Genomic DNA, 12,553 nt, shown 5'->3' with positions numbered 1-12,553 from the left:
ATCACGCCCAAGCGTTCAAAAAAGAGGCCGCATTGTCCGGGATTCAATCAACCTGCTCAAGCACGTAGCAACCCCATAGCCGACTCTGTTGTAACTCCCTATAATGTCGCCCCTATGGCTAAACAGAAGAAACACCCAACAGGGACCATCGCGCAAAATAAAAAGGCGCGACACGATTACTTCATCGAACATCGGTTCGAGGCTGGTCTGGTCCTGGCCGGCTGGGAAGTAAAAAGTCTGCGGGCAAGCAAGCTGCAGCTGGTTGACAGCTACGTACTGCTCAAGGATGGCGAAGCCTGGCTGCTCGGCAGCCACATTACGCCCCTGACGACCGCCAGTACCCACGTCATCGCGGATCCAGTGCGCACCCGTAAATTGCTGCTCAACCGGCGCGAGCTGGAAAAGCTGGCCGCTGCCGTGCAGCAAAAGGGTTACGCCTGCGTGTGCCTGTCCTGGTACTGGAGCAAGCACATGGTCAAGTGCGAGATTGCTCTGGGCAAGGGCAAGAAGGAATACGACAAGCGCGATACCGAGCGCGAACGCGACGCCGGTCGCGAGTTGCAGCGTGCGGTGCGCAACAAGGGCAAGGAAGAGTAATTCTCCTTTCCTGACGCGACCTTGTGGCGAGGGAGCTTGCTCCCGCTGGGGTGCGAAGCGCCCCCTGGTTTGGCGGCATCAAGCCTGCTGACGGCTGCTGCGCAGCCGAACGGGGCGGTGCGGCGATCCGACAAGCTCCCTCGCCACAGCAAGCTCCCTCACCGCAATCAAACTACCGCCTCACATCCCCTTGCGCCGCTCCGCCCGGGCCATGCGCTGCACTTCCTGACGCACTTCTTCCAGCACTTCCTGCACATACAGAATGTGCCGACTGGAAACTTCCCGCGCCTGCTCCGCCCGCCCTTCGATAATCGCCTGATACAACTCCCGGTGCTGCGTAATCAACATGTCGCGGGTTTCAGTGCGCTGCTTGTACATGCCACCGATGTTGGTTACCACGTTGCGCTTGAGCAGGTCGAACAGCCCGCGAATAGTGTGCAGCAACACGGCATTGTGGCTCGCCTCGGCGATCGCCAGGTGAAACCTTGCGTCCGCCGCCCCCTCTTCGGCACGACTCACCTCTTCGTGACGCGAATAGCAGTCCTGCAATTCGTTGAATGCCGCGGTCAGCCGCTCGCGATCCACCTCCGTGGCACGCAGCGCCGCGTAGTAGGCGCAAGACGCTTCCAGCGTATGGCGAAACTCCAGCAGATCGCGTTGCGCCTCGGGATTGCTTTCCAGCAGCTGCAACAAGGGATCACTGAAGGTACTACCCAGTGATTCCACCACATAGTTGCCGCCGCCCTGGCGACTGACCAGCAGGCCCTTGGCGGTCAGCTTCTGAATGGCTTCGCGCAACGAAGGGCGTGACACACCAAATTGCTCGGCCAGCGCGCGCTCGGCCGGCAAGCGCTCACCCGCTTTCAGCGTGCCCTCGAGGATCATGCCCTCAAGCTGCTCGACAATATCGTCAGACAAACGGCGCTGACGAATCTGATCAAACCCCATAACTCGATTACTCCACGATCCGACGGCTCGCCGGGGCTCTATTCTGGCCTATCGGCGCCGTGCCAGCACCTGCCACAACGCATTTGGTCATACCAGGCAGACGACCTGCGCACTTTGCATTCGACAAAAGTTTTAGGGCGGCAAATTGACACACCGCCTACAAGGCTTTTACCCTAGCCAACAGCGATTGTAAATTGGTCTTACCAATTATCCAAGAACGCTGATCAGTGCCTGACCAACAACAATTAGGGGCCACCCCATATGCAAACCTGGCAACAGCTCTATACCCCGCTCGGCAGCCTCGGCCTGTCCGCACTCGCCGCCGTCATCCCCATCGTGTTTTTCTTCCTGGCTTTGGCCGTGTTCCGCCTCAAGGGGCACGTGGCTGGCAGCATTACCCTGGCTTTATCGATTCTGGTGGCGATCTTCGCTTTCCAGATGCCGGTCGATATGGCGTTCGCCGCCGCCGGGTATGGTTTCGCTTATGGCCTGTGGCCGATTGCCTGGATCATCGTGGCAGCGGTGTTCCTCTACAAACTGACGGTCAAGAGTGGCCAGTTTGAAGTCATCCGCAGTTCGGTTCTGTCGATCACCGATGACCAGCGCCTGCAGGTCCTGCTGATCGGTTTCTGCTTCGGCGCCTTCCTCGAAGGTGCGGCCGGTTTTGGCGCACCGGTGGCGATTACCGCTGCGCTGCTGGTAGGACTTGGCTTCAACCCGCTGTACGCCGCTGGCTTGTGCCTGATCGCCAACACCGCGCCGGTGGCCTTCGGCGCCCTGGGCATTCCGATCATCGTTGCCGGGCAAGTCACCGGCATCGACGCGTTCAAGATCGGCGCCATGACCGGCCGCCAATTGCCGCTGCTGTCGCTGTTCGTGCCGTTCTGGCTGGTGTTCATGATGGACGGCCTGCGCGGCGTGCGGGAAACCTGGCCGGCAGCCCTGGTGGCCGGTTTGAGCTTTGCCGTCACCCAGTACTTCACCTCGAACTTCATCGGCCCGGAACTGCCGGACATCACCTCGGCCCTGGCCAGCCTGATTTCCTTGACCTTGTTCCTGAAAGTCTGGCAACCAAAACGCGCCGCCGGCCAACACATCGTCGGCGCTGTCTCGGCCTCCGTGGTGAGCGCCAGCGCCGGTGGTTTCGGCCAGAAGCGCACCACCGTGGCTTCGCCTTACAGCCTTGGGGAAATTTTCAAGGCCTGGTCGCCGTTCCTGATCCTGACCGTACTGGTCACCATCTGGACCCTGAAGCCGTTCAAGGCGATGTTCGCCGCCGGCGGTTCGATGTACAGCTTCGTGTTCAACTTCGCCATCCCGCACCTGGACCAGATGGTAGTCAAGGTCGCACCGATCGTGGCCGCGCCAACCGCCATTCCGGCAGTGTTCAAACTGGACCCGATTTCCGCCACTGGCACAGCGATTTTCTTCTCGGCGCTGATCTCGATGCTGGTCTTGAAGGTCAATCTCAAAACTGGTCTGACCACTTTTAAAGAGACCTTCTACGAACTGCGTTGGCCAATCCTGTCCATCGGCATGGTGCTGGCGTTTGCCTTCGTGACCAACTACTCGGGCATGTCCTCGACCATGGCCCTGGTACTGGCGGCGACGGGTGCAGCTTTCCCGTTCTTCTCGCCGTTCCTTGGCTGGCTGGGCGTATTCCTCACCGGTTCCGATACCTCGTCCAACGCGCTGTTCAGCTCGCTGCAAGCGACCACCGCGCATCAGATCGGTGTCAACGACACCTTGCTGGTGGCGGCGAACACCAGTGGCGGCGTGACCGGCAAGATGATCTCGCCACAATCGATCGCCGTGGCCTGCGCCGCGACCGGCTTGGTGGGCAAAGAATCGGATCTGTTCCGCTTCACCCTCAAGCACAGCCTATTCTTTGCAACGATTGTCGGCTTGATCACGTTGGCCCAGGCCTACTGGTTCACCGGCATGCTGGTGCACTAAGGGCTACAAGCAACACGATAAAAACCGACGCAGGGCCACGCCCCCGGCGTCCGCTATTCACACCCCGGTCTGTAAGGCTGCTGAAAGCTTCCGGCTCTATATTCAGCAGCCTCAACAGACGAATAACCGGGACCACCCGGAGACCGCCTGATGAGCGAGCTTTTTTACAACGCCGTGCCGAATGCGACCCGTGTCGCCCCGCCACTGCCCGAGCCCCGGCAGTACCCCAGCGAGAAACCGTCACGGGTCTACCTGTTCGGGACCTGCGTGGTCGATTTGTTCTACCCGGAAGCCGGGATGGATGCGATCCACCTGCTGGAGCGCGAAAGCATTCGTGTCGAATACCCGCAAGGGCAAAGCTGCTGCGGACAACCGGCCTACACCTCGGGTTACACCGAACAGGCACGGACCGTGGCGCGCTCGCAACTGGCGCTGTTTGCCGGCGACTATCCGGTGGTGGTGCCGTCAGGTTCTTGCGCGGGCATGCTCCGCGAACATTACGCCGACTTGTTCAAGGACGAGCCGGACACGTTGAAACAGGTTCAGGCCCTGGCTGCCAGAACCTACGAACTGGCCGAGTTCCTGTTGTTTGTCTGCAAGGTGCAACTCAAGGACAGCGGCGAACCAGTGAAAGTGGCGCTGCACACCTCGTGCTCGGCACGCCGCGAGATGAACACCCACCTGCACGGCCGCGAATTATTGGCGCAGTTGAGCAACGTGGAACGGGTCAATCACGATCACGAAAGTGAATGCTGTGGCTTTGGCGGGACATTCAGCGTCCGTATGCCAGACATTTCCGGCGCGATGGTGGCTGACAAGACCCGGGCGCTGAAGGAATCTGGCGCGCACAAGGTGTTGAGTGCCGACTGCGGTTGTTTGATGAACATCAACGGCTCGCTGGAAAAACAGCAGGAAGCGTTGCGCGGTCAGCATCTGGCCAGTTTCCTCTGGCAGCGTACCGGAGGTGCCCGATGAGCACTTCCACGATTATTCCTACGGTTGCCGTAGAAGAAGACTTCCGCACCCGGGCGCACAACGCCTTGGGTGACAAGCAGCTGCGAAACAACTTCCGCACTGCGATGGATTCACTGATGAGCAAACGGGCAGCGGCTTTCAGCGATGCCCATGAAAGAGAACATTTGCGAGCGCTGGGTAATGCTGTCCGCGCCCGTGCTTTATCCAAGTTGCCCGAGCTGCTCGAACAACTTGAACAGAACCTGACCCGTAACGGTGTGACAGTGCACTGGGCGGAAACGGTGGACGAGGCCAACGGCATCGTCCTTTCGATCATCCGCGCTCACGAGGGGCGGCAAGTGATCAAGGGTAAATCGATGGTCAGCGAAGAGATGGAGATGAACCATGTCCTCGCTGAACAGGGCATTGAATGCCTGGAATCGGACATGGGCGAGTACATCGTCCAGCTCGACCACGAGAAGCCTTCACACATAATCATGCCGGCGATCCACAAGAACGCCGGTCAGGTCGCGTCCTTGTTCCACGACAAACTTGGCGTGGAATACACCAAGGACGTAGACCAACTCATTCAGATCGGCCGCAGAGTCCTGCGGCAGAAATTCTTCGAAGCGGACATCGGCGTCTCCGGCGTCAACTTCGCCGTGGCCGAAACCGGTACCCTGCTGCTGGTGGAAAACGAAGGCAACGGCCGCATGACCACCACGGTGCCGCCGGTGCATATCGCCGTCACCGGCATCGAGAAAGTCGTCGAGAACCTGCGCGACGTGGTGCCGTTGCTGTCATTGCTGACCCGCTCGGCCCTCGGAATTCCAATCACCACCTACGTCAACATGATTTCCGGCCCGCGCAAGGAACATGAACTCGACGGCCCGCAGGAAGTGCACCTTGTACTGCTCGATAACGGCCGCAGCCAGGCCTTTGCCGACAGCGAACTACGCCAGACCCTGAACTGCATTCGCTGTGGCGCCTGCATGAATCATTGCCCGGTCTATACCCGAATCGGTGGTCACGCCTATGGGGAGGTTTACCCCGGGCCTATCGGAAAAATCATCACCCCGCACATGGTTGGCCTGGCGAAAGTGCCGGATCACCCGAGCGCCTCGTCGCTGTGCGGTGCCTGCGGGGAAGTCTGCCCGGTGAAAATTCCGATCCCTGCTCTGTTGCGGCGCCTGCGGGAAGAAAACGTCAAAGCCCCGGACAGCCCCCATCAAGTGATGCGCGGCCAAGGCAGCAAGTACTCGCGCAAGGAGCGGTTCATCTGGAATGCCTGGGCGAAGCTCAACAGCTCGCCGACGCTGTATCGCCTGTTCGGTTTCTTCGCCACGCGACTGCGCACCCTCACGCCGAGCAATGTCGGCCCGTGGACGCAAAACCACAGCGCACCGAAACCCGCTGCCCGCTCGCTGCACGACATGGCCCGCGAACATTTGGCCAAACAGGGAGACCGCTGATGAGCGCCAAGCAAAATATCCTCGCCAAACTGCGTAAAAGCCTGACAGGCACCACGCCAGTGGCCGACAACTTTGATGTCGATCTGGTGACCCAGCCTTACACCTACGCCCCTGAGCAGCGCATTGCGCAACTGCGCAAGTTGATGGAAGCGGTGCACACGGAAATTCATCTGACGTCCGGCCAAGAGTGGCCGACGCTACTCGCGCAATTGCTGCGGGACCGCCAGTTGCCGAGTCTGCTGATCGCACCGACAACGCCCCACGGTCAACGGATCACGCAGCACTGGGCGAATAATCCCGGCCTGCCAATGCTCAAGGCCTACGACCGTCCGATTGAAGAATGGAAAGCCGAGCTGTTCAACGACACCCCGGCGAGCCTGACCACCACCCTCGGCGCCATCGCTGCCACGGGCAGCCTGATTCTCTGGCCGACCCGGGAAGAACCGCGCCTGATGAGCCTGGCGCCACCGGTGCATTTCGCCCTTCTCAAGGCCAGCGAAATCCGCGACAACTTCTATCAGGTGCAACAGGAGTTCGAATGGGCCCAGGGCATGCCGACCAACGCGTTGCTGGTATCCGGCCCGTCGAAGACCGCCGACATCGAGCAAGTGCTGGCGTACGGCGCCCACGGTCCGAAAGACCTGGTGGTACTGATCCTGGAGGACCAATGAGTCTACCGGCCGCTTTCCTGCGTGATGCACAGCAACTGATTCCTCAAGAGCGACGTTTCGACGACCCGTTGTCGACCCTGGCCTTCGGCACCGACGCCAGCTTCTATCGCTTGATTCCGCAACTGGTGATCCGCGTCGAGTCCGAAGACGAAGTGGTGGCACTGCTGCAACTGGCGCAACGTGATCAGGTGCCGGTGACCTTCCGCGCCGCCGGCACCAGTTTGTCCGGCCAAGCCATCAGCGACTCGGTGCTGATCGTACTGGGGGATAACTGGAACGGTCGCGAGATCCGCGGCCATGGCACGCAAATCCGCTTGCAACCGGGCGTGATCGGCGCTCAGGCCAACGCCTGGCTGGCACCGTTCGGACGCAAGATCGGCCCGGACCCAGCCTCGATCAACGCCTGCAAGATCGGCGGCATCGTCGCCAACAATGCCAGCGGCATGTGCTGCGGCACGGCGCAAAACACCTATCACACCCTGGCCGGCATTCGTCTGGTGCTGGCCGACGGCAGTCGTCTCGATACCGAGGACACCGCCAGCGTCACGGCGTTTCGCCAAAGCCACGCAGCCCTGCTGGAGCGCTTGGCGACCCTGGGCCGCGAGACCCGGGCAAACGCCGAACTGGCTGCGAGAATCCGCCACAAATACCGACTGAAAAACACCACCGGCCTGTCGCTCAATGCCCTGGTGGATTTCGACGAGCCTGTGGATATCTTGAGCCATTTGCTGGTGGGCTCCGAGGGCACGCTCGGGTTCATCAGTGCCGTGACCTACGACACGGTAATCGACCACCCGAACAAGGCCTCGGCCCTGATTGTGTTCCCGGATGTCGAGACCTGCTGCACCGCGGTCACCGTGCTGAAAAGCCAACCGGTGTCAGCCGTGGAGCTGCTGGACCGCCGCAGTCTGCGTTCAGTACAGGACAAACCCGGCATGCCGGCTTTCGTACAGCATCTGTCGAACAATGCCTGCGCCCTGCTCATCGAATCTCGCGCCGCATCGTCGACATTACTGCACGAGCAACTGGCGCAAATCATGGCTTCACTAAGCCCGTTTCCGGTGGAGAAACAAGTCGACTTCACCGAAGACCCGCAGGAAAACGCCCGTCTCTGGGCCATCCGCAAGGACACCTTCCCGGCCGTAGGCGCAGTGCGCAAGACCGGCACCACGGTGATCATCGAAGACGTCACCTTCCCGGTCGAACAGCTGGCCATCGGCGTCAACCGCCTGATCGAACTGTTCGACAAACATCACTACGACGAAGCGATCCTTTTCGGACACGCCCTGGAAGGCAATCTGCACTTCGTCTTCACCCAAGGCTTCAACAACCCGGAAGAGGTGGCACGTTATCAGGCGTTCATGGACGACGTGGCGCAACTGGTGGCAGTGGAGTTCGGCGGTTCGCTGAAAGCCGAACACGGCACCGGGCGCAACATGGCACCCTTCGTTGAGCTGGAATGGGGCAGCGATGCCTACCAGTTGATGTGGCAACTCAAGCGTTTGCTCGACCCCAACGGGATCCTCAACCCGGACGTGGTGCTCAGCGAAGATCCACAGATCCACCTCAAACACCTCAAGCCATTGCCGGCCGCCGATGAGATTGTGGACAAGTGCATCGAGTGCGGCTTCTGCGAACCAGTCTGTCCGTCAAAAGGCCTGACACTGAGCCCGCGCCAACGCATCGTGATCTGGCGCGACATTCAGGCGAAGAAACGCGCGGGCATCGATACGTCCGAACTCGAAGCCGCCTACGACTATCAAGGCATCGATACCTGCGCCGCGACCGGCCTCTGCGCACAACGCTGCCCTGTAGGCATCAATACCGGCGAGCTAGTGAAAAAGCTGCGTAGCCAGAAGGCGACGCATACGAAAACCGCCAACTGGCTTGAAGGACATTTCGCCACCGCACTGCAAGGTGCGCGCTTCACCCTGCACGTGGCCAATGGCGCGCGGATGTTGCTGGGGGCACCAAGATTGGCGAAGTTGTCGGCGACGTTGACGCGCCTGTCCAAGGGTCAGGTCCCGCAATGGACCAATGCTATGCCGCAACCGGAAAAAGCCATTCGCTTCAGTCCGACAGTGACGGACGCGCGCCCGCGCGTGGTCTATCTTGCGGCCTGTGTATCCCGCGCCATGGGTCCGGCGGCGGGCGACACGGAGCAAATGTCGCTGCACGACAAGACGCGCGGCCTGCTGGAAAAGGCCGGCTACCAGGTGGTGTTCCCGGACAACCTGGACAGCCTTTGCTGCGGTCAGCCGTTCGCCTCCAAAGGCTATGTCGAACAAGCCGAGCACAAACGACAGGAACTGATCGGCGCCCTGCTGCACGCCAGCCGCGGCGGTCTCGACCCGATCTACTGCGACACCAGCCCCTGCACCTTGCGCCTGGTTCAAGACCTCGGTGAAGTCCGTCTGGACCTGTACGACCCTGTGCGTTTCATCCGTACGCACTTGATGGATCGCCTGGCGTTTACGCCACAGGACGCACCGATTGCCGTGCACGTGACGTGCAGTACGCAGCACCTCGGGGAAAGCCAGGCGCTGATCGATCTGGCGCGCAAGTGCAGCAAAAACGTGGTGATTCCCGAAGGTATTCACTGCTGCGGCTTCGCTGGCGACAAGGGTTTCACCACGCCGGAGTTGAACGCCCATTCGCTGCGCACGCTCAAGGACGCGGTGCAGCAGTGCAGCGAGGGGATTTCCACCAGCCGTACCTGTGAGATCGGTCTGACGCAACATGGCGGCATTGACTACCACGGACTAGTCTATCTCGTGGACCGCGTTACCCAGGCTAGGGTGCCCTGATAGCAGGATCTACAGGAGGGTGCATAGAGGTGCATTCCTTAACGCTACTTGCCGGAATCGAAAGCTCTACAGTAGAAGAACAGGACCCTGACGTGCCGCCGCAGTCCACAGATCAAGACCCGCTAATGCGGGACTTCCTAAAACTCGGTAGACCGTTTTGATGGCCAGCAATGCCTGGTCCTTCAGTCCAAGGAGATACACATGAATCGTTCTGTGCTGTTAGGTTTTTTCGTTGTTGCTTCCATGATGGCTTCCACTTCGTTTGCGGCCGAAAAAGACCAATGCGCGGTCAACCTGCAAACCATCGAAAACGGCAAGGCACAGATTCCCGGGGAAATGCTTGACCAGGTGGAGGCCTCCGTCAAGAAAGCCAAAGCCGACCAGGCAAAAGGCACCAAGGCAGGTATTGATGATTGCATCGCCGAGACCAACCAAACCATTATGGACGTCACGAACGCGCATAAAGGCGGGAAGTAACGCTCAACTCAGGGCCAGCCTTCGGGCTGGCCCGAAGGCTGGCCTTGTTGGCGCACATCAAAAATCGGGTACCGGCAGCCGGGAGTTCAAAGCCCGGCAGCATCCGATACGAAGCAAACCAAAACCCGCCAATTGCGGGTTTTGTTGCATCCGGGGTCTGGAAATGTGTAACCGTCCGCATCGCTGGAAAAAGCTCGACACGTTTTCTTAAAAAACCGAATTCTTGCGTTGAATCGTAGTCTTTGAGGTAGGCCCCATCAGATCGTGGCTGATTTTTCGGGCTCGGCGTGGCCGTCCGCTCATACGGCAGCACCGAGACCATCAGCTCAAGGAGACACCCATGAAACGCACCACACTCGCTGGCCTGTTCATTGCTGCCGCCATGCTGGCCTCTCCTGTATTTGCTGCGGACAACAACCTTTGTACGAGCAAGTTGCAAGAGCTCAAAGGCAAAGTGAATGCGCTGCCCGCGACCTCCGGAAACACCTCAATGGAGATTAAACGACTGATGTCCAGCGCCGAAGCCTCACAAGCCTCTGGAGACGACAAAAAATGTGTCACCGAGGCCACCCAGGCATTGGCACTCGCTGACAAACAGAGCAACGAACCAAACCCATGATCTGTGGTGGTCAACCTTCGGGTTGGCCTTCTGGGTCACGTTGACGTACACTGTACAGGCTTGCTGCTCACTTGATTCACAGAGCATCAGGCTCGGGGCCGTTTAGGATTCGACGCCGGTTGCGAAACTTTAGGTGCATGCCGAGTTGGTAACAGAACTCGTAAATCCACTGTTGCAACTTCCTATAGTTGCCAATGACGAAACCTACGGGGAATACGCTCTCGCTGCGTAAGCAGCCTTAGCCCTTCCCTCCTGGTACCTTCGGGTCCAGCAATCATCAGGGGATGTCTGTAAACCCAAAGTGATTGTCATATAGAACAGAATCGCCGTGCAGTACGTTGTGGACGAAGCGGCTAAAACTTACACAACTCGCCCAAAGCACCCTGCCCGTCGGGTCGCTGAGGGTTAACTTAATAGACACGGCTACGCATGTAGTACCGACAGCGGAGTACTGGCGGACGGGGGTTCAAATCCCCCCGGCTCCACCAAATGATCAAACAAAGACGTCCACGGACGTCTTTTTTTGTGCCTGAAATCCAGTGAAATCAAGGGTTTACGCGCTACTGGGCTCCGTAGAGGTTTTTTGAGTTCCAGCCGTTTTGGTATTCCAAATGGTATTCCAAGCCATCCGGTGCTATTTTTTGGAATACCAAAACGGTGTCAGAGGTAGCTCTCATGCCTGCTCCAGCCCTCCGCCTCTCCGACCGCCAGCTCAAGGCAGTCAAAGCCAAAGACAAGGATTACGTCCTCAGCGATGGTGACGGCCTCCAGCTCCGAGTCAGGAGCAATGGCTCGATGCTGTGGAACTTCAACTACCGCGAACCGGTAACCAAAAATCGTATCAATATGGGGCTGGGCACGTACCCAGAGCTCTCACTAGCGAACGCCAGGAAAAAAGTGGTGGAAGCGCGCGAGCTGCTTGCACAAGGAATTGATCCCAAGGTGCAACGCAATGCACAGGACGAAGCCAAACGAGCGGAGACGGAACATACGTTCGAGAACGTGGCCACCGCCTGGTTCGAGCTGAAGAAGGACTCCGTCACGCCGGCGTACGCCGAAGACATTTGGCGATCGCTTACGCTGCATGTATTTCCAGACTTGAAAACAACGCCGCTCTCGAAAATCAGCGCACCGATGGTCATCGAACTGCTTCGCCCAATAGAAGCTAAAGGCAGTCTCGAGACAGTGAAGCGACTGAGCCAACGGCTCAACGAGATCATGACCTACGGGGTAAACTCCGGGCTGATTTTCGCTAACCCCCTCAGTGGCATTCGAGCGGTATTCAAGAAGCCGAAGAAAGAGAACATGGCTGCGCTACCAGCTGATGAGCTTCCCGAGCTCATGATGGAAATCGCCAATGCCTCCATCAAAAGAACGACCCGCTGTCTGATTGAATGGCAGCTGCACACCATGACCCGTCCTGCTGAAGCGGCGACTACCCGGTGGGCAGACATCGACTTCGACAAACGCATCTGGACTATCCCGCCGGAGCGCATGAAAAAACGTCGTCCACACACCATCCCGCTGACCGAACAGGCACTCGCGCTACTGGAGACGCTCAAACCCCTCAGCGGCCACAGGGAATACGTGTTCCCGGCAGATAGAAATCCGCGCACCCACGCCAATAGCCAGACCGCCAACATGGCGTTGAAACGCATGGGCTTCCAGGACCGCTTGGTCAGCCACGGCATGCGCTCCATGGCCAGCACCATCCTGAACGAGCATGGGTGGGATCCGGAGCTGATCGAAGTCGCGCTGGCTCATGTCGACAAGGACGAAGTCCGAAGCGCTTACAACCGAGCTGACTACATCGAACGCCGGCGTCCGATGATGGCTTGGTGGAGTGAGCACATTCAGAAAGCGGCCACTGGCAACCTGTCGGCATCTGCGATCAATCAAACCAGGGACCACAATGTCGTGCCGATACGGTGAGCGCTCACCGGACGCCGCCGGTAACCGAGAATGACTCCCCAGATGGAGTGATGGTTGATTTGGCGACAGCGGTGGCGACTGTCGCCGTTGCAAGCCTCGCTCGTGGGGCTTTTTCGGCCA

The 12,553-nt window shown here is 59.2% G+C and carries 10 protein-coding genes and 1 other RNA gene; 10 read left to right on the top strand and 1 reads right to left on the bottom strand.

Going from position 1 to position 12,553, the window contains the following annotated elements; genetic code table 11:
- Positions 1-114 precede the first annotated feature (114 nt).
- Positions 115-597, top strand: coding sequence for an SsrA-binding protein SmpB (gene smpB / locus AC3ITY_RS03625; RefSeq protein ID WP_007993569.1), 483 nt, complete (start codon positions 115-117; stop codon positions 595-597).
- A 180-nt stretch (positions 598-777) separates the two neighbouring features.
- On the opposite strand, the gene AC3ITY_RS03620 is transcribed toward smpB, so the two are convergent.
- Positions 778-1,545, bottom strand: coding sequence for a GntR family transcriptional regulator (locus tag AC3ITY_RS03620; RefSeq protein ID WP_458370665.1), 768 nt, complete (start codon positions 1,543-1,545; stop codon positions 778-780).
- Between the two features lie 261 nt (positions 1,546-1,806).
- Here AC3ITY_RS03620 and AC3ITY_RS03615 point away from each other — a divergent pair, with 261 nt between their 5' ends.
- The 9 genes from AC3ITY_RS03615 to AC3ITY_RS03575 all read left to right on the top strand — a co-directional run bounded on the left by AC3ITY_RS03615 (position 1,807) and on the right by AC3ITY_RS03575 (position 12,433).
- On the top strand, positions 1,807-3,501 hold the full coding sequence (locus tag AC3ITY_RS03615; protein WP_489307667.1) for a lactate permease LctP family transporter: 1,695 nt from the start codon (positions 1,807-1,809) through the stop codon (positions 3,499-3,501).
- A gap of 150 nt (positions 3,502-3,651) precedes the next feature.
- Positions 3,652-4,476, top strand: coding sequence for a (Fe-S)-binding protein (locus AC3ITY_RS03610; protein ID WP_489307665.1), 825 nt, complete (start codon positions 3,652-3,654; stop codon positions 4,474-4,476).
- Positions 4,473-5,927 (top strand): LutB/LldF family L-lactate oxidation iron-sulfur protein, encoded by a 1,455-nt coding sequence (locus tag AC3ITY_RS03605; protein WP_489307663.1) that lies wholly within the window; start codon positions 4,473-4,475, stop codon positions 5,925-5,927. Before AC3ITY_RS03610 ends, AC3ITY_RS03605 begins: the two co-directional genes overlap by 4 nt.
- Entirely contained in the window at positions 5,927-6,598 is a 672-nt protein-coding gene (locus tag AC3ITY_RS03600) for a LutC/YkgG family protein (protein ID WP_489307661.1), read from the top strand. The genes AC3ITY_RS03605 and AC3ITY_RS03600 overlap by 1 nt, the downstream gene beginning before the upstream one ends.
- Entirely contained in the window at positions 6,595-9,405 is a 2,811-nt protein-coding gene (locus AC3ITY_RS03595) for an FAD-binding and (Fe-S)-binding domain-containing protein (protein ID WP_489307660.1), read from the top strand. Before AC3ITY_RS03600 ends, AC3ITY_RS03595 begins: the two co-directional genes overlap by 4 nt.
- Positions 9,406-9,606: 201 nt before the next feature.
- A complete protein-coding gene (locus AC3ITY_RS03590) occupies positions 9,607-9,882 on the top strand; it encodes a hypothetical protein (protein ID WP_489307659.1) in 276 nt (91 codons plus the stop codon).
- Positions 9,883-10,222: 340 nt separating this feature from the next.
- Positions 10,223-10,501, top strand: coding sequence for a hypothetical protein (locus tag AC3ITY_RS03585; RefSeq protein WP_489307658.1), 279 nt, complete (start codon positions 10,223-10,225; stop codon positions 10,499-10,501).
- A gap of 94 nt (positions 10,502-10,595) precedes the next feature.
- Positions 10,596-10,989: a transfer-messenger RNA gene (gene ssrA, locus AC3ITY_RS03580) on the top strand.
- 187 nt (positions 10,990-11,176) lie between these two features.
- Positions 11,177-12,433, top strand: coding sequence for an integrase domain-containing protein (locus tag AC3ITY_RS03575; protein WP_489307657.1), 1,257 nt, complete (start codon positions 11,177-11,179; stop codon positions 12,431-12,433).
- Positions 12,434-12,553: the final 120 nt, after the last annotated feature.

It is taken from the genome of Pseudomonas sp. GL_091 (assembly GCF_057837725.1).
The sequence above is the reverse complement of the archived record's forward strand: the minus strand, read 5'-3'. Positions and strand labels throughout refer to the sequence as shown.